Source organism: Dellaglioa sp. BT-FLS60, assembly GCF_054941065.1.
In genome coordinates this window covers 1-17,317 of record NZ_JBSOLI010000022.1, presented here as the reverse complement: position 1 = coordinate 17,317, position 17,317 = coordinate 1, and the positions used below count along the sequence as shown (strand labels likewise).

Below are 17,317 nucleotides of genomic sequence, written 5' to 3'. Positions count from 1 at the left end.
CTTTATTTTCGATTTTGATTTTCTGCTTTTAGCATTTTAATCTCATTCTGCAGTAATTGAACTTCTTTTCTATTTTTTGATTGAATTTTATCAGTTGCATTCGCCACTGATTCATCAAAATCGGTATTACGTTCATTCAATTGCTGACTCAATTCTTTATTTTCTTTTTTTAACATCATTGTTGTACTTGTTGTTAAAATACCGATTAATAATGCTCCTGCAAAAATTGAGAATAACAAAATCAGTATCATTGGCATTCTAACTTGAGCAAACCAAAAATTAATTGAAACTTCTTTTACATTCAAAATTGAAAAAAGTGCAATTACTATCATAATTAATAGCACAATGATTGTACGCCACTGCTTTTTCATGACTTTCCCCCACTATTTTTTGTTAAATATAGTCCCTGCTAAAAAATCGCCCACTTTAGGAAACAAGGTATAGCCTAAACTAGCTATTTCCATATAATAAGGTAAATTAATTTCACGCCTATTTGTTCCAATATTCTTCACAATAATTTGGGCAACATTGTTAGGTTTTAACATTATAGACCCAATATTTTTTAGATAATCACCTTTTTTGTCAGCAATGTTAAAGAAATTTGTCGCAATTGGTCCTGGATTGACTGTCATAACTTTTATTCCTAATGGCTTTAATTCTAATCTCAATGCATTTGAATATCCCAGAACACCAAATTTTGTTGCCGAATAAACAGCTGATTTAGGTGTCGCAATTTTACCTGCTATCGAAGCAATGTTAACAATAACACCACATTTTCTATCAGCCATATGCAACGCCACATTTTGTGTCATATACATTAACCCCAAAAGATTCACCCTAAACATTTTTTCAGCAATATCCATATCAAAGGTTAATACATTTTCCATTAATCCAAATCCCGCATTATTAATAAGCACATCAATCGGCCCAATTGAAGATTCAATTTTCTTAACCATTTGTTCAATTTGAAGTGGATCAGATACATCGCACGTCATTGCATAAGCTAGACGTCCTGATAGACGTTGGCAAGTTTCTTTAACTTCTAATAACTTATCCATTTGCCTAGCACAAATAATTACTACTGCACCTTTTCTAGCCACCTCATATGCCATTTCTTTACCCAATCCACTTGAGCCACCACTAATTAAAATAATTCGATTTCGTAAATCCCTTAACTCTTTATATTGACTAATCATCTGCTTTTTCCTTTTGAGAAAACGGTATATTTATGATATCAAAATCTCTAACTACCGTTGTATTTTTAAAGATACTTCTTGCCTCATTTTGTAGACTAATCGCCATTTTACCAACGTATCGTGCAGAAATATGTGTTAACAACAATAGTTTCACATTTGATTTTTTTGCAATTTCCGCAGCCTGAGCACTAGTTGTATGATAATAATTTCTAGCCATTCTGGATTCAGATTTTTCGAACGTACTCTCATGCACCAATACATCTGCATTATTAGCTAACGTATAACTATTTTTTGTTTTCCTTGTATCACCCAATATTGCGACAATACGCCCTTTTTTTGTTTCGCCTAAAAAATCATGTCCATCCAATTTTGTTCCATTTTCTAATTGAACTACTTTTCCTGCTTTCAGTTCACCATAGATAGGACCAGAAGGAACGCTCAATTCTTTAAGCTTATCTATTTGTAATTCACCCGCGTAATCATGTTCAATGATTCGATAACCAACACTTAAAATTCGATGATCTAAGTAGTCAAAATAAACTTTAAACGTGTCATCTTCAAAAATCAATCCAGGCTTATCGAGTTCTACAAAGTTAATTGTATATGACAATTTTGTTTCAGAAACTTGTAAACTAGTCCTTACAAAATTTTTAATACCCTTAGGACCGTAAATGGTCAGTGGTCCATTACCACCTTGAAATGAACGACTACTTAGAAGTCCTGGCAATCCAAAAATATGATCACCATGTAAATGTGTGATAAAGATTTTCTCAATTTTACGGGGTTTTATTGTTGTTTGTAAAATTTGATGTTGCGTTGCTTCACCCGCATCAAATAACCACACACTATTACGTTCATCTAATAATTTTAACGCAATACTAGTCACATTTCTATTTTTTGCAGGTGCACCTGCTCCGGTACCTAAAAATTCTAATTCCATATTGTTAACCTGTCCTTAATTATTCATTTAATTTCATTGGTAATGTAACTTCAAAAATAACACCCTTAGGTATCTTATTCATTACTTCAATTTTACCCTTATGTTCATCGACAATCCATTTAGCAATTGATAATCCTAATCCGTTACCACCTGTTTTACGGTTTCTAGATTTTTCTTCCCTATAAAAACGTTGGAAAATTATTTTTTTATGCGCATCACTGATATTTTCACCATCATTAATGACTTGAATGACCAATTGTTTGTTTGAATCAACGACAATAAACGCAATTTCATTACATGCAACTGTATATTTCAATGCATTATCAAGTAATATGACAATTAATTGATGAATTCGATCCTCATCCAGATAAATATACTGATTTGAAATCTTTATTTGAAAATTAAATTTTTTATCTTGACTCAAAGCAATATCCGCATAGGGCTGAATAATATCTTCAAAGTACGCCCTAGCAGGCACCTTCTTAAAGTGAAGCACATTAGCATTAGAATCTGAATTTGCTAGTAACAACAAATCTTTTGTTAGATTATTCAAGCGACGAATTTCACTCAATGAAGTCGCTATCGATTCACTTTCATCAATAATTTTTGCATTAGGTTTTGTTAATAAATATTCTAATTTATTTTGTATTATTGTTAACGGTGTCCTCAGTTCATGCGCCGCATTATCTATAAACTCTCTTTGCTTATTCCATGCACTGATCATTGGTTTAATACTAATCGATGATAGCATAAAACTCAATGCAATTGACAACATACCAAAAATCAGCAATGACACTAATAAAATATTTCTAAAACTAGTCAATGAATTTTGATTAATTTCAATATTTTCAATAATTTGAATATATTGAGCTTTATGCCATTTTGTAACAGCCGAATCTGGTATCTTCATTAAATAAGATCTAAACGTTGGTCCTTTTTTTTGTTTAATTGTTTTAAACTTATTTAAATCAGATTTATTAAATGTAATTTTACTAAACACTGGGTATCTCGTACCCATTGCATTTTTATTCGTTATTTCGCCATCTTTTGACCACAAAATTTGATAAACTTTAAAATCTGGGGCTTGTTTCAAAAGCGGACTATCATCAAGCGTCGAAATAATATCATATTTTGAATATTTTATTCGCTTAATTTGCTTTTTAATTGATGTATCAACATTAATTGTTAACGCATCATTGAACGAATTATACACGATCAGTCCAAGTGTCACAAAAATGAAACTAAAGCTGAGAAGGTAGACCAGAAATAATTTTGTTCTTGTATTTCTATTTGTCTTATTTTTCATCAGACTCAACTAAATAGCCAACGTTTCTAATTGTGCGAATCATTTTTTCATAACCAACCATCTTCAACTTTTTCCTTAAATTACTCATATAAACTTCTACAACCGTAATGCTCGTATCTGATGTAAATCCCCACACACGATCAAAAATTTGCTCTTTTGTTAAAATAGTATTTTTATTTTCCAATAGGTACGTTAAAAATTCATACTCTTTACCAGGTAAATTTATCGTTTGATTACCAGAAAAAATAGTTCTATTATCTGATAAAACCATATCCTTATATCTTAATTCACTATCTACTTCAAATTTCATAGTCCGTTTTAAAAGCGCTCTTATTCGCATTTGTAATTCGCTTAAATTAAATGGTTTAGCTAGATAATCATCTGCTCCAAAGTTAAATCCATCAATTTTATCAGCTGCGCTATCTTTTGCTGACAAAATTAACACAGCTGTATCAATTTTAAGCGCTCTAATTTTTCTTAACACTTCGAATCCTGATATTTTGGGAAGCATTAAATCTAAAATGATAATATCATAAATGTTTTGTGACGCTTTAAATAGCCCTTCTTCGCCATCAAAAGCTTGTTCTAATGTCATAATTTTCGTTGTTTCGACAATATTATCAGAAATATTTTTATCATCTTCAATAATTAATCCTCTTGGCATATTTATCTTATATCCTTTCATTTTCATTTAAAAAAATGCATAATAACATTATTAATCCATTAAAGGTTGGTGAATATGATGCGTATGATTGATTTAGAATTAGCAACTAGTGACTTAAATAAAAATTTAAAATTATATTACACTACTGATAGTATATTTTACCCTATTTCTGAAGTAATTAGTACATCAGAATCTTTTATTTTAAAAGCAACCCGCTCAAACAACCCAATTTTACTTCGAGACTTACTTTATCAATCTGATTCAGAATCTCGTCCTAAAAAAATAATTATCCGAACCATTAACGAAGAATCACATTTAATTTTAGGTTACAGGATAGACCATGATAAACTTTTTTTAGCTTAAAACTTAAAATACCGTTAAACCAAAGCAAAATGGTTTAACGGTATTTTAAATGCTATCTATTCTTAATTAACTCGCGCGCGATATAAGTCGCATAGTATTTGGAACCATTAGGATTCGGATGAACGTTGTCATCATAAAACCATTCTGTATGATTTTTACTATAAGAATGCCAATCAATCACATGAAGATTTGAATATTTTTTCTTTTGTAATTCTAACATGCTATTAACAGTACCTTCCCAACGTTTGGTTGGGACATGCACATTAATCCAGTACACTTGTCTTGCTGATCCAACTGCACTCATAATAGCGTCAAATTGATCTGTTGTAAATGGACTGTTAGTTCCTAGCCCAATAATGACGTTATCTTGCAATTTTCCCTGATTAGCAAGCAATTTGATGTCACCTGAAGCCGTATATACCTGACGACCAACTTTTGCATCAACATACATATGTGGAAAATCGTCTTGTAAAATATTTTCACCATCTGCTAACACTGAATCACCAATAGCTGTTGCATATACACCTGCAGCTTTTTCTGTTTCAGCATCTGTTAATGCCGTTTGACTCTGTTTTTCCACTGAACTTTTTTGACTTGATTTTGTTTTTTCTGAACTAGATTTTTTAGAAGTAGAAGAACTCGTCTTTTTTAAAGCGTCAGCATTCTTCTTCTCAGCTGATTTCGCATTTTTACTAATATTAGCTTTTAAATCATTTGATCCAGTCACTGGTAAACTTGGACCAACAATCATTCCGAAAAACGCAATAATAATAATCAACGCTCCCACAATAACCGCCACTTTTTGACGACTAATTTTAACACTGTTTGTAAAAACGGTCTTAATAATTGTGAAAGTTTGCTTATAGTCAAACCTTTGCAATGGCCTTTCCAAGAATCGGTATGATAAATCACTGACTACTAAAATCATGGCGATTTCAACTAGCGCATTCAACCATGGATGTGCGCCAATACTTTGAATCTTAGACTCATAAAACACCATTATTGGAAATTGATATAAGTAAATCCCGTAACTTCTTTTACCAATCCAAGTAAAAAGTGGATTAGTCATAACCCTATTCATATCATTTCCTGGATGCGCAACAGTTGCAACAAAAATCACAACTAAGACTGAAAAGAAGAACATCCCACCACGGTAAACAAGTGAGCTCTGATCAGACATAGTGAAAAATAACAAAATAATTGTTAAAAGCGATACACTACCCACCACATCCAAAAAAAGACGACCTTTATTCGAAATTTCTTTTTTCAAAGAACTACTTGGCCAAATGAATGAAAGACTTGAACCCAACAAAATTGAAAACATTCTTGTATCCGTACCATAATAAACACGACTTGGATCAGATCCTGTTTTGTATAAAAAAGCCATTAGTAAAGCAGAAATGAACGCAAGTATAAAAATAAGATTAAAAATACGTTCTTTCCGTTTCAGGAAAATAATCAATAGCACAACAATAATGGGCCAGAAAAAATAGTATTGCCCTTCAATTGAAAGTGACCAAAGATGTGTAAAAGGTGATGGCGTTCCAAAATGATCAAAATATGATTCTTTGTGAATAACCTGAAACCAATTGTAAACATACAATAAATTTGAGGCAAAAATTTCTCTGACATTTTTTAATAAATCTCTTTGAAATAACGTAATATACGTAATTGTTGTTACTAGCATTGTTAATAACGCTGGGTAAAGTCGTCGAATTCTTCGAATATAAAATCCAAGAATATCAATTTTGTGATTCTGTTGCCATTCTTGATTAAGTAAATCAGTAATTAGGTAGCCTGATACGACAAAAAATATTGGAACCCCTAGGTAACCACCTTGTAAACTAGACGGCACAAGATGATAAAGGATAACCCCAATAACAGCTAATGTCCTAACGCCATCAAAGCCAGTAATATATCTAGCTTTTTTTAATCTTTGCTTCTTCTCCATCCTGTCCCGTTCTCCTCTTACTTATACTAATGAAACTTTTATAAATGAACTAAAACTATTAACTATTTTAAAATTACTCAACAAATTCAAATGAGAATTTATCAATTCTTACAATATCGCCACTTTTAGCACCACGTTCACGTAAGGCATCATCAACACCCATACCACGAAGTTGACGTGCAAAGCGCATTAAACTTTCGTCTCGATCCATGTTCGTCATTTGATACAAACGTTCTAATTTTTCACCAGAAAGAACCCAAGTTAAATCTTCATCCCTATTAATAACAAAATCAGGCGCTGATTTTTCTTGTTCTTTTTCAAAGTCATAGATTTTTTGTTGTGCTTCTTGTTCTTTCATGTTTAATGTTGGGAACATTGGTGTTTCTTCCAATAAATCACCAGCCACATTCATTAATGTCTTAAGACCTTCACGTGTAATAGAAGACGTTGAAAAGACACGAGGTACTTCTTCTAGTGTAGAATCCTCTGCTAATTGTTTTTTAAATTCTACTAATTGTTCAGTAGCGCCTGGCATATCCATTTTACTTGCAACAATCAATTGAGGACGTTCAAGTAATTCAGGATCATAGTTTTCCAATTCTTTATTAATCTTAAGATAGTCATCAAATGGATCGCGACCTTCTTCAGGGTTCATATCAACTAAATGAAGGATAACACGAGTCCGTTCAATATGGCGTAGGAACTGAATTCCTAAACCAACACCTACTGAAGCACCTTCAATTAAACCAGGTAAATCGGCAATAACAAAGTCACGATTATTATCTAAACGAACCATCCCTAAATTAGGAGATAACGTTGTAAAATGATAATCAGCAATCTTAGGTTTTGCACTTGTGACAACTGAAAGCAGTGTTGATTTACCAACAGAAGGAAATCCAACTAAACCAACATCAGCTAAAACTTTTAATTCAAGTTGAATTTTACGTTCAACTCCTGGTTCACCATTTTCAGAAATTTCTGGAGCTGGATTCTTAGGGCTAGCAAATCTGATGTTACCACGGCCACCACGGCCACCCTTAGCAATGACAGCATAATCCCCTTTACGTACGAGATCAGCAATAACTACGCCAGTTTCAGCATCTTTAATGGTTGTTCCTTCTGGTACTTGAACTCTTTTATCAGGTGCACCATGTCCATGCATCCCTTTAATCATTCCTTTTTCACCAGATTCTGCTCTGAAATGCTTACTATATCTGAAATCCATTAAGGTTCTTAAACCTTCATCTACTTCAAAGACAATGCTACCACCACGGCCACCATCGCCACCGGCTGGGCCACCCATAGGTACATATTTTTCTCGACGAAATGCAACCATTCCGTCTCCACCCTTACCAGCTTTTACTTCAATTGTTACTTGATCTATAAACATAGAATCACCTTTTCTTTCCGTTTAACTACTAACTTACTATTTTAAAGAAGAAAAGGTCATTTGTCTATGCATTTACTTAACTCTTTCATAAATTCAAGCCAATTTCTCATAACTAAACTTTTTAACTGTTTTTGACTGGTTTTTGTTGATTTTGAATGTTTTATGTGTTATTTTCATTTATAAGGAGTTGAGAAAGTGCTTACAATTGAAAGATACCAATTTATCAGATCTGAAATTGACAAACATGGTTACGTTAAATTACAAGATATTTGTCATCGTTTAAACGTCTCAGAATCAACTGTTCGCCGTGATTTACAGCAACTTGAAACTGATGGCGAATTACTTAGAGTCCATGGTGGCGCACAAAGTAACCGATTATTAAAAGTGGAAGCAAATTTAGAAGATAAATCTACATTGAATATATCAAATAAAACTGAAATTGCTAAAACAGCCGTAAAATTAATTCAGCCAAATAATGTCATTTTCCTTGATGCTGGCAGTACAACCTTTGCAATGATTCCCTACTTGAACCAAATTGACGATTTAACTGTTGTCACAAACGGTGTGAATCATGCACTCTCACTTGCCGAATACAATGTTAAAACCATCGTGATTGGTGGGCAAGTCAAAGCAAATACAAAGGCTATTGTTGGTTCTGGCAGTATTGAAACGGTCAAAAACCTTCAATTTAATTTAGTTTTTCTTGGTATGAATTCAATTAATCTTGATTTTGGGTTTAGTACACCAGATTCTGAAGAGGCTGCAGTAAAAGTGGCTGCAATGAATCAAGGACGACAGACTTATGTTTTAGCTGATAGCTCTAAATTTAATCAAGTTTCATTTGTTAAAGTAGCAGATCTTAATCACGCCATCATTATTACCGATAAATTACCAATCAATGATATTGACGACTATAAAAAACAAACAAATATTCAGGAGGCCCTCTAAATGATTTATACAGTAACAATCAATCCTTCTATCGATTACATCGTCCAATTAAATCAATTAACGCTTGGCGAAGTCAATCGAATGGATTACGATACCAAATTACCAGGTGGTAAAGGCATTAACGTGTCACGAATTCTAAATGAATTATCTCAACCAAATAAGGCTCTTGGATTCATTGGTGGTTTCACAGGTGAGTTTATCAATTCAGCTTTACAAGCCAATCATCTTGATACTCAATTTACAAAAATTAAAGCTGATTCAAGAATTAATATCAAAATTAAATCTGAACAAGAAACTGAAATCAATGGCAAAGGCCCTCAAATTTCAGATAATGAAATTAAAAATTTCACTAGCCAATTTAACACTTTAACGTCAAATGATACAGTCATTTTAGCTGGGAGCTTGGTCCCTAGCCTATCTCAAGATTTTTATTATAACTTAATTAAAGTCATTCGTTCTAAAGGTTCCCAATTTGTCATCGATACAACTGGCGAGGCATTATTAAAAACAATTGGTGAAAAGCCTCTTGTCGTCAAACCCAATCATCATGAATTAGCTGAATTATTCGACGTTACTTTAAATAGTATCAGTGACATCGTTAAATATGGCCAGAAACTATTAGAATTAGGTGCACAACATGTTTTAATCTCAATGGCTGGTGATGGTGGCTTATTAATCACAAAAGACGCTGTCTATAAGAGTAATGCACCTAAAGGAACCGTGATTAATTCAGTCGGTGCTGGTGACTCAATGATTGCCGGCTTTACGGGTACCTTCGCAAAAACAAGTGACCCTGTCGAAAGTTTTAAATACGGGCTTGCCTGTGGTTCTGCAACCGCATTTTCTGAAGATATTGCAACTATTGACAAAATCAATGAAATTTTACCACAAATAAAAATTGAAAAAATATAACTTTTAAAAGGAGTTTTACACTATGGACTTAAATGAATTATTACTTAAAGATGTCATGATCATGGATCTTCAAGCAACAACGAAAGCCGAAGCCATTGATGAAATGGTTCACAAATATTTTGAAGCCGGTATTATTGATGATGAGGCGCTTTACAAACAAGATATTTTAAAACGTGAAGCACAATCAACAACAGGTATCGGTGAAGGAATTGCCATGCCACATGCAAAAAACAAAGCGGTTAAACGCGCAACTGTTCTATTTGCTAAAAGCAAAGCTGGTCTTGATTATGAATCACTTGATGGTCAACCTACGTTCTTATTCTTTATGATTGCCGCTCCTGAAGGCGCAAATAATGCTCATCTTCAAGCGCTAGCTGCTTTATCTAGTTTATTAATTAACCCTGATTTAGTTGCTAAACTCAAAACAGTTACTACTCCTGATGAAGTACAAGCTGCCTTCACTGCTGCTGAAAACGAAAAAGAAGCTAAAGAAGTTGCTGCACAATTAGCTGCTAAAAATAATGATGCTAAACCTTCAGGTAATCCCTACGTTGTCGCAGTCACTGCCTGCCCTACTGGTATTGCACATACTTACATGGCCGAAGCTGCTTTGATTAAACAAGCCGAAGAAATGGGCGTTGATATTAAAGTTGAAACAAATGGCTCCGAAGGTATTAAGCATCTTTTAACCGACGAAGAAATCAGTCGTGCAGCTGGTGTCATTGTTGCCGCCGATAAAAAAGTTGCCATGGATCGATTTGATGGCAAACCATTAATTAATCGTCCGGTTACTGACGGTATTAAAAAACCAGAAGAACTAATCAACAGTGCAGTGAGTGGTAAAGCCCCTATCTATCACGCTAAGGGAACTGATGCTGCCGAAACTGAGACAGAAACTTCAGGTAGCGTTTGGAATGAAATTTACAAGAACTTAATGAACGGTGTCTCACATATGCTCCCATTCGTTGTTGGTGGTGGTATCTTAATGGCTCTTTCATTCATCGTTGAACAATATGTTCCCGGTGGTTCAAAATCACAAGCCTTTGTCTTCTTAAATGGCATTGGTAATTATGCTTTTGCATTCTTAGTTCCTATCTTAGCTGGATTTATTGCTATGAGTATTGGTGATCGACCTGCTCTTATGCCTGGTATTGTTGGTGGTTACATGGCTAACTTTGCCGCTGCAAATGTCATTAAAACTGAATCCGTTTCTGGTTTCTTAGGTGGTTTAGCTGCTGGTTTCATTGCTGGTTACGTTGTTGTTGGTCTTAAAAAACTCTTTAAAAACTTACCAAAATCATTAGATGGTATGAAGCCTATCTTAATTTATCCAATCTTATCTCTACTGATTGTCGGCGCCATCATGTTCTTCATGATTAACCCTGTCTTCGCACAAATTAACCATGTCTTATCAGATTTCTTAACACACATGGGAACAGCTAATGCCGTGCTAATCGGAACAATCCTAGCCGCTATGATGGCTATCGATATGGGTGGTCCATTTAATAAAGCTGCCTACACATTCTCAATTGGTGTCTTCACTTCAACTGGTGATGGTAAAATGATGGCTGCTGTTATGGTCGGTGGTATGATTCCACCTCTTGCAATTGCTATTGCATCAACATTCTGGAAAAATAAATTTTCTGAAGACGAAAGAAAAGCTGGTTTATCTAACTATATTCTTGGTATTTCATTCATTACTGAAGGTGCGATCCCTTACGCCGCATCAGATCCACTACATGTCATTACATCTAGTGTCATCGGTGCCGCAATTGGTGGTGGGTTGAGTCAATTCTGGAACGTTTCCGTTCCTGCACCTCATGGTGGTCTTTGGGTAATTGCCTTAGCAACAAATAAAACATTCTACTTACTTTCTGTTTTAATTGGTGCCGCAATTGCAGGAATTATCCTTGGTATCTGGCGTCCCGTTGCAAAAGAAAATAAAAAATAATTTGTTCAATCTCGAAGCGTTATCAGGTGAAACTGGTGAGGCTTCTTTTTTATCTGAAAACCAAAAGGACTTATTCGGTATCAATTATTGATATCGAATAAGTCCTTTTATTAGTCTATAAAGATAATTTTATCGTTTGTGCAACTGTTTTCGAAATTCCTAAGCCCTGTAAGTCTTCCATTGAAGCCTCTTTAATATGTTTCATCGAACCAAATTCTTTCAATAATTTAATTCTCGTTTTGGGGCCAACTCCTTGAATTGAATCCAAGCGTGAACTCAATGAATGTTTTGAATGAACCTGACGATGAAAGGTAATCGCAAATCGATGGACTTCATCTTGAATTCTTTGCAAAAGATAAAATCCCTCACTCTTTGGATCTAACGACAATCTTTGATCAGCCTCACCAAACATTAAATCAGATGTTTTATGTTGATCATTTTTAACCATCCCTGCCACAGGAATCATCAGATTTAACTCATTAATTAATATATCTTTCGCAGCCTCAATTTGAATTTCAGCACCATCCATTAAAATTAAATCAGGCATGGGCTTACCTTCTTTCAAAAGACGCGTATAACGTCGACGAATAACTTCACGAGTACTTGCCGCTTCATCCGCATGATCGACCGTATTTAGCTTATATTTACGATACTCGCTCTTCTCAGGCTTACCATCAATAAAACTAACCATCGCTGAAACTAAATCGGTCCCTTGGATATGTGAATGATCAAAGGATTCAATGCGATGTCCCTCTGGAATTCCCATAGCATCAGTAATTTCTTTCATAGCTCCAACAGTTTTGCGACCATCTAATTCTAATAATCTAAATTTTTCTTCCAGCACGAGTCGTGCATTTTTCTTTGCTAATTTTAGAAGTTCACTTTTTTGACCACGCTGTGGTGTCCGAATTGGAACTTGTAAAATATCAGATAAGACAGCTGTGTCAATACCTGCCGGAACAAGAATTTCTTTAGGTAATACATTATTTTTCCGATTGTAAAATTGAAGAATGAACGTTGCCATTTCTTCTTCAGGTGTTGTCACAATTGGAAAAAGTCTTTTTTCTCGTTTCATTAATCGTGCTTGTCTGATAAAGAAGACTTGAATTGATAACCACCCTTTATCAAGATAAAAGTTAAATAAATCACGTGGTGTATGATCATTGGAAATAATTTTTTGTTTCTCAACCGTCACCTCAATAAAATGAATTTGGTCACGTAATTCGGCAGCACGTTCAAATGATAATTCATCCGCTGCGTTAACCATTTCTTTTTTGAGTCTTTGTTTGGCCACTGTTACATTGCCATTCAGGAATGATTTAATCTTTTTAATTTGTGCCTCATATTTTTCATGTGGCACTTCTTTAAAACAAGCACCCAAACATTGCCCCATATGATAATACAAACACGGACGTTTCTGAAATCCATTACATCTTCTCAAGGGATAAACTTTCTGTAAAAACTGTAATGTTTCCTGTGCTGCATACACATTGGGATAAGGACCAAAATAAAACCCACCATCTTTATTGACTTGACTGACAATTTGCATCATGGGATCTTTTTCGTTTGTAATCTTAATATAGGGGTAGCCGGTACCCTTTTTTAATTTGATGTTGTAATAAGGCTGATGCTTTTGAATTAACGTAATTTCTAACAGAAATGCTTCTTTATCCGTTGACGTAATAATCGTTTCAAAATCAACAATTTGCGAAACTAATTTGGCTGTTTTACCTTCGTGTGCACTTTTAAAATAAGACCGTACACGATTTTTCAAATTTTTTGCTTTACCAACATAAATAATCTGACTATTTAAATTTTTCATAATATAGCATCCCGGTAACGCCGGCAATAATGCTAACTTATTTTCAATATGCTCTGAAGCCAATCAACGCACCTTCTTTACAATAATAAATACTAATTAATTATACCCCGAACAACTGTTTGAATAAAGAAAATAGATTCCAAGTAAACGAGGCGTCTACCTGAAATCTATTTATTATAATATTTTTGATAAAAAGTCTTGAGCACGTTCTGATGTTGGATGATCAAAAACATCTTCTGGACGGCCCTTTTCTTGAATATAGCCTTGATCCATAAACCAAATTTGATCGGCTACTTCTCTAGCAAAGCCCATTTCATGAGTAACGACAACCATTGTCATGCCATCGCTAGCTAATGTTTTCATCACCTTAAGGACTTCCCCAACCATTTCTGGATCTAAAGCTGATGTTGGTTCATCGAATAATAACACTTCTGGATCCATCGCCAATGCTCTAGCAATCGCAACACGTTGTTTTTGACCACCAGATAAGCTATCAGGATATTGCAACGCTTTATCCGCCAATCCAACCTTGTCCAACAAATTGGTAGCAATTTTGGTTGCTTCTTCATCTGAAAGACTCTTAACTTTCATGGGGGCTAATTTAACATTCTCAATCACATTCATATTTGGAAATAAATTAAAGCCTTGGAAAACCATACCCATTTTTTCTCTTAATTGATTTAAGTCTTTTTCATTTAGACTCGTCAAATCTTTACCTTCAAAAAGAACATTTCCTGAGGTTGGCACTTCAAGTAAGTTTAAACAACGTAAAAATGTACTTTTACCGGATCCAGACGGTCCAATAACACAAATAACCTGCCCTTTATCAACTGACTCAGAAATATCTTTTAAAACAGTATTTTTTCCAAAAGATTTCATTAATTTATTTACTTCAATAATCTTAGACATGTTTCATCTTCCCTTCAAAGTAATTTAATAATTTAGATAAGCTAAACGTTAAAATAAAATAGAGTAACATTGCAACAAAAATCGGTGCAATTCCTTTATAAGTAGCTGATTGAACCATCTTCATTTGGTAAATTAAATCGGTCACACCGATAATCGATACAATTGAACTTTCTTTGATTAAAGTAATAAATTCATTTCCCAAGGCTGGCCAAATATTTTTCACCGCTTGTGGAATAATAACTGATTGATAAGTCTCTTTCTGTGAGAGTCCCAAACTTCTTGCTGCTTCCATTTGACCTTCATCAATAGAAGCTATTCCCGAACGAATCACTTCAGCGATATAAGCACCTGAATTAAGCGACACAGCTATGATTCCTGCAAGCAATGCCGGAATATTGACAAGCATCCCAATACCAAAGTAGACGAACATAACTTGAATCATTAACGGTGTCCCACGCACAAATTCAATATATGAAACGGCAATAAGTTTGATAACCTTATTTTTACCTAAACGCATAAGTGCCAACAACGTTCCTAATATAACACCCACAAAAACTGAAATGGCCGTTATTAGTAACGTATAGCCAACTCCTTTTGCAAAATATTTCCAGTAATGAATCATTGTATTGTTTGACGTATTTTTTGTTAAATACTGACTTGCTTCTGGTAAATAAGTTTTATTAATTAAATTTTTCTTTTTAATTTCTTTAATTGATTTGTTTGCGGCCGCTACCAGCGTAGGTGAATTTTTAGCAAATCCAGCTGCAGCACCTTTTGCATCTGGTGCTGAGACGAATCCTGGGTTAACTACTGCTAATGAACTATCATTTTGAGCGTAGGCTTTAGCAGTTGGTTCTTCCATTGTAACCCCTGCTACTTTGCCACTTTTAAGTGCTAAAATTAAATCTGTAACTTTAGCTAGGCCTTTAATCGTTACATTTTTGATTTGCGCCTTACTCATTGTATATTGAAGTGAACCAGTTTGAGCACCCACCGATAGATTAGAAAAATCATTCAATGTTTTGTATTTTGCTTTATCAGCTTTGTTAACCAGCATCATCTGTTTCCCGTTATAATAAATATTTGAAAAATCAATACTTTTTTTACGAGCATCTGATGGATTCATACCTGAAATAACTATATCGATTTTATGCGTTTCTAAACCAACCAGTAATGAATCAAAATCCATTTTTTTGATGACCAACTTAACGCCAATATCTTTAGCAATTTTTTTTGCTATTGAAATATCAAATCCAACAATCTTATCATTACCATTAACTGTTGTTTGAAATTCATAAGGTGGATAATCTGGACTCGTTCCAAGTACTAATGTTCCCTTATCCTTAACATCCTGTAATGATGTGTCTGTTGCAGCATTTACTTGATTCATACCAACTAACATCATGAAAAATGTAATAAGAATACTTATAAGCCATTTTTTATTTATTTGCACAATCTTACGCTCCTTTTTCAATTTCTCTTATTAGTGAATAAATTGATTATATGCTATAAAGATTATTTATGCAATAAAACGTATTAAATAATCTGTTTTATGCATAATAATATTAATTAAAGCGCTTTTTATGCAACAATTAGCTATCTTGTATTCATTTTAATAAACTGTTATCCTATATTTACATAAGGAGGTTACCATTATGAGTTTAAAAATCCAACGACAAGACAATTTAGAAAGTTTATTTGATAAATTTGCAATTGATCCTAAAGAACCTGCCAAAGTTGACCTAAAATCTTCAAAAACAGAAGAAAAACCTGAATCTGATACCAAAGATTCGAAAACGAAAAAATAAAAAAATTCCGATAAGCAATCAACTTATCGGAATTTTTTTATTTTTTGAATCCGTCTGGATATCTTTTATTTAATTTTAAAATATTATCTTTTGCAACATCATCAAATTCAATATCGGCCCATTCAGCAATTTGCGATAAGTACCAAAGAACATCGCCCATTTCCTTAGTTAATTTAACCTTATCTAATTCTCGGCCTTTAAAGGTGTAGTCCTTAATCAAATCCACTAATTGTCCGCCTTCAGCTGCGACACCCAAAGCACAATTAGTTAAAACTTGTTCAGTTCCATATAGTGTTCGATTTGCTGCTTCTTGATAGTCATTAAATTCCATTTTCTTCTCCTAAGTTTGCATGCTTTTCAATCCACTGCCAAACTTCTTCTTTTCCAGATTTATCTTGAGCAGAGAATAAAACAAAATCATCCTCAGGAGTTAAAGACAACGCGCGACGAATGACACTTTCGTGTTGATTCCATTTACCACGAGAAATTTTATCACTTTTTGTTGCAACAACCAATACTGGAATATCATAATAATGAAGAAAATCAACCATTTGAACATCCAATTTCGTTGGTTCATGTCGTGCGTCAACTAACGAGATAACGCCTCTCAACGTTGTGCGTTCTGCCAAATAAGTTTCAATCATTTGACCCCATTTTGCACGTTCTGTTTTTGATACCTTCGCGTATCCATATCCTGGAACATCCACGAAAAATAATTTTTGTTCAACGTTATAAAAGTTCAACGTTTGCGTTTTCCCCGGTTGACTTGAGGTTCTCGCATAACTTTTACGATTAATTAACGTATTTATTAATGATGATTTTCCAACATTAGAACGCCCTGACAATGCAATCTCAGGCATCCCATCTGTTGGATACTGCGCTGGTGCAACGGCACTCATAACTAGTTCAACATTATGAACATCCATATTAAACACCTTCCTTTCAATACTCAAACTATTTTACCATATAAAAATGTGTTCATGTAACTTAATCTGAATCAAAAAAAGCTTTACAACATCGAACCAAAATAGGCTCTACAATATTTGTTGTTGGTGATAGAAAATCTATCACTGGCGGCAATTTTTTTATATAATAATACAAAAAAGGGAACTTCGTTTCCTTTAATGGCCAGCCAGCCCAAAAGAAAGAGGTTCCCT

General features: G+C 34.0%; 17 protein-coding genes. 5 read left to right on the top strand and 12 right to left on the bottom strand.

Translation table 11 applies throughout. The annotated features are described in order from the left end of the window. Positions 1–2: 2 nt before the first annotated feature. The 5 genes from ACVQ8P_RS00470 to ACVQ8P_RS00450 are packed head-to-tail and all read right to left on the bottom strand — an operon-like array spanning position 3 to position 4,133. Positions 3–371 carry a LapA family protein gene (locus tag ACVQ8P_RS00470; protein ID WP_462296885.1) on the bottom strand — a complete coding sequence of 123 codons (369 nt, stop codon included), beginning with the start codon at positions 369–371 and terminating at the stop codon, positions 3–5. Between the two features lie 12 nt (positions 372–383). Next, entirely contained in the window at positions 384–1,193 is an 810-nt protein-coding gene (locus tag ACVQ8P_RS00465; RefSeq protein WP_462296922.1) for an SDR family NAD(P)-dependent oxidoreductase, read from the bottom strand. After that, positions 1,189–2,136 carry a ribonuclease Z gene (gene rnz, locus ACVQ8P_RS00460; RefSeq protein WP_462296884.1) on the bottom strand — a complete coding sequence of 316 codons (948 nt, stop codon included), beginning with the start codon at positions 2,134–2,136 and terminating at the stop codon, positions 1,189–1,191. The genes ACVQ8P_RS00465 and rnz overlap by 5 nt, the downstream gene beginning before the upstream one ends. Before the next feature lie 19 nt (positions 2,137–2,155). Further along, positions 2,156–3,442 carry a sensor histidine kinase gene (locus ACVQ8P_RS00455; RefSeq protein ID WP_462296883.1) on the bottom strand — a complete coding sequence of 429 codons (1,287 nt, stop codon included), beginning with the start codon at positions 3,440–3,442 and terminating at the stop codon, positions 2,156–2,158. After that, a complete protein-coding gene (locus ACVQ8P_RS00450; protein ID WP_462296882.1) occupies positions 3,432–4,133 on the bottom strand; it encodes a response regulator transcription factor in 702 nt (233 codons plus the stop codon). Before ACVQ8P_RS00450 ends, ACVQ8P_RS00455 begins: the two co-directional genes overlap by 11 nt. Positions 4,134–4,181: 48 nt before the next feature. Here ACVQ8P_RS00450 and ACVQ8P_RS00445 point away from each other — a divergent pair, with 48 nt between their 5' ends. Further along, on the top strand, positions 4,182–4,469 hold the full coding sequence (locus ACVQ8P_RS00445; protein ID WP_462296881.1) for a hypothetical protein: 288 nt from the start codon (positions 4,182–4,184) through the stop codon (positions 4,467–4,469). Between the two features lie 52 nt (positions 4,470–4,521). Here the strand turns inward: ACVQ8P_RS00445 and ACVQ8P_RS00440 are convergent, their stop codons facing one another. Together ACVQ8P_RS00440 and obgE are read right to left on the bottom strand one after the other, a co-directional pair. Beyond that, positions 4,522–6,420 (bottom strand): acyltransferase family protein, encoded by a 1,899-nt coding sequence (locus ACVQ8P_RS00440; RefSeq protein WP_462296880.1) that lies wholly within the window; start codon positions 6,418–6,420, stop codon positions 4,522–4,524. 73 nt (positions 6,421–6,493) lie between these two features. Then, positions 6,494–7,810, bottom strand: a complete 1,317-nt coding sequence (gene obgE / locus ACVQ8P_RS00435) for a GTPase ObgE (protein ID WP_462296879.1) — start codon at positions 7,808–7,810, stop codon at positions 6,494–6,496. A gap of 195 nt (positions 7,811–8,005) precedes the next feature. On the opposite strand from obgE, the gene ACVQ8P_RS00430 reads away from it, so the two are divergent. Genes ACVQ8P_RS00430 through ACVQ8P_RS00420 form a run of 3 tightly spaced genes read left to right on the top strand, consistent with a single transcriptional unit; the run spans position 8,006 to position 11,621 of the window. Beyond that, on the top strand, positions 8,006–8,758 hold the full coding sequence (locus ACVQ8P_RS00430) for a DeoR/GlpR family DNA-binding transcription regulator (RefSeq protein ID WP_462296878.1): 753 nt from the start codon (positions 8,006–8,008) through the stop codon (positions 8,756–8,758). Continuing rightward, positions 8,759–9,670, top strand: coding sequence for a 1-phosphofructokinase (gene pfkB, locus ACVQ8P_RS00425; protein WP_462296877.1), 912 nt, complete (start codon positions 8,759–8,761; stop codon positions 9,668–9,670). Positions 9,671–9,692: 22 nt separating this feature from the next. Continuing rightward, complete coding sequence (locus ACVQ8P_RS00420; RefSeq protein ID WP_462296876.1) at positions 9,693–11,621, top strand: PTS fructose transporter subunit IIABC; 1,929 nt, start codon at positions 9,693–9,695, stop codon at positions 11,619–11,621. Between the two features lie 115 nt (positions 11,622–11,736). Here ACVQ8P_RS00420 and uvrC read toward each other — a convergent pair whose 3' ends face one another. The 3 genes from uvrC to ACVQ8P_RS00405 all read right to left on the bottom strand — a co-directional run bounded on the left by uvrC (position 11,737) and on the right by ACVQ8P_RS00405 (position 15,757). Beyond that, positions 11,737–13,506 (bottom strand): excinuclease ABC subunit UvrC, encoded by a 1,770-nt coding sequence (gene uvrC / locus ACVQ8P_RS00415; RefSeq protein WP_462296875.1) that lies wholly within the window; start codon positions 13,504–13,506, stop codon positions 11,737–11,739. Positions 13,507–13,617: 111 nt separating this feature from the next. Further along, positions 13,618–14,352, bottom strand: a complete 735-nt coding sequence (locus tag ACVQ8P_RS00410) for an amino acid ABC transporter ATP-binding protein (protein ID WP_462296874.1) — start codon at positions 14,350–14,352, stop codon at positions 13,618–13,620. Beyond that, the gene (locus tag ACVQ8P_RS00405) at positions 14,345–15,757 is read right to left on the bottom strand and encodes an ABC transporter substrate-binding protein/permease (RefSeq protein WP_462296921.1); all 1,413 of its coding nucleotides are present in this window, start codon (positions 15,755–15,757) and stop codon (positions 14,345–14,347) included. Before ACVQ8P_RS00405 ends, ACVQ8P_RS00410 begins: the two co-directional genes overlap by 8 nt. A 250-nt stretch (positions 15,758–16,007) precedes the next feature. Here ACVQ8P_RS00405 and ACVQ8P_RS00400 point away from each other — a divergent pair, with 250 nt between their 5' ends. Further along, on the top strand, positions 16,008–16,160 hold the full coding sequence (locus ACVQ8P_RS00400) for an SPJ_0845 family protein (protein ID WP_462296873.1): 153 nt from the start codon (positions 16,008–16,010) through the stop codon (positions 16,158–16,160). Positions 16,161–16,197: 37 nt separating this feature from the next. On the opposite strand, the gene ACVQ8P_RS00395 is transcribed toward ACVQ8P_RS00400, so the two are convergent. Further along, a complete protein-coding gene (locus tag ACVQ8P_RS00395; RefSeq protein ID WP_462296872.1) occupies positions 16,198–16,491 on the bottom strand; it encodes a nucleoside triphosphate pyrophosphohydrolase family protein in 294 nt (97 codons plus the stop codon). Next, on the bottom strand, positions 16,481–17,086 hold the full coding sequence (gene yihA, locus ACVQ8P_RS00390) for a ribosome biogenesis GTP-binding protein YihA/YsxC (RefSeq protein WP_462296871.1): 606 nt from the start codon (positions 17,084–17,086) through the stop codon (positions 16,481–16,483). Before yihA ends, ACVQ8P_RS00395 begins: the two co-directional genes overlap by 11 nt. Between the last annotated feature and the right edge of the window lie 231 nt (positions 17,087–17,317).

What these genes read in the sequence shown, in the direction of transcription:
- ACVQ8P_RS00470 (WP_462296885.1), bottom strand. Translation starts at nt 371, where the DNA reads ATGAAAAAGCAGTGGCGTACAATCATTGTGCTATTAATTATGATAGTA.
- rnz (WP_462296884.1), bottom strand. Translation starts at nt 2,136, where the DNA reads ATGGAATTAGAATTTTTAGGTACCGGAGCAGGTGCACCTGCAAAAAAT.
- ACVQ8P_RS00455 (WP_462296883.1), bottom strand. Translation starts at nt 3,442, where the DNA reads ATGAAAAATAAGACAAATAGAAATACAAGAACAAAATTATTTCTGGTC.
- ACVQ8P_RS00450 (WP_462296882.1), bottom strand. Translation starts at nt 4,133, where the DNA reads ATGAAAATGAAAGGATATAAGATAAATATGCCAAGAGGATTAATTATT.
- ACVQ8P_RS00445 (WP_462296881.1), top strand. Translation starts at nt 4,182, where the DNA reads ATGATGCGTATGATTGATTTAGAATTAGCAACTAGTGACTTAAATAAA.
- ACVQ8P_RS00440 (WP_462296880.1), bottom strand. Translation starts at nt 6,420, where the DNA reads ATGGAGAAGAAGCAAAGATTAAAAAAAGCTAGATATATTACTGGCTTT.
- obgE (WP_462296879.1), bottom strand. Translation starts at nt 7,810, where the DNA reads ATGTTTATAGATCAAGTAACAATTGAAGTAAAAGCTGGTAAGGGTGGA.
- pfkB (WP_462296877.1), top strand. Translation starts at nt 8,759, where the DNA reads ATGATTTATACAGTAACAATCAATCCTTCTATCGATTACATCGTCCAA.
- ACVQ8P_RS00420 (WP_462296876.1), top strand. Translation starts at nt 9,693, where the DNA reads ATGGACTTAAATGAATTATTACTTAAAGATGTCATGATCATGGATCTT.
- ACVQ8P_RS00410 (WP_462296874.1), bottom strand. Translation starts at nt 14,352, where the DNA reads ATGTCTAAGATTATTGAAGTAAATAAATTAATGAAATCTTTTGGAAAA.
- ACVQ8P_RS00405 (WP_462296921.1), bottom strand. Translation starts at nt 15,757, where the DNA reads ATGATGTTAGTTGGTATGAATCAAGTAAATGCTGCAACAGACACATCA.
- ACVQ8P_RS00400 (WP_462296873.1), top strand. Translation starts at nt 16,008, where the DNA reads ATGAGTTTAAAAATCCAACGACAAGACAATTTAGAAAGTTTATTTGAT.
- ACVQ8P_RS00395 (WP_462296872.1), bottom strand. Translation starts at nt 16,491, where the DNA reads ATGGAATTTAATGACTATCAAGAAGCAGCAAATCGAACACTATATGGA.
- yihA (WP_462296871.1), bottom strand. Translation starts at nt 17,086, where the DNA reads ATGGATGTTCATAATGTTGAACTAGTTATGAGTGCCGTTGCACCAGCG.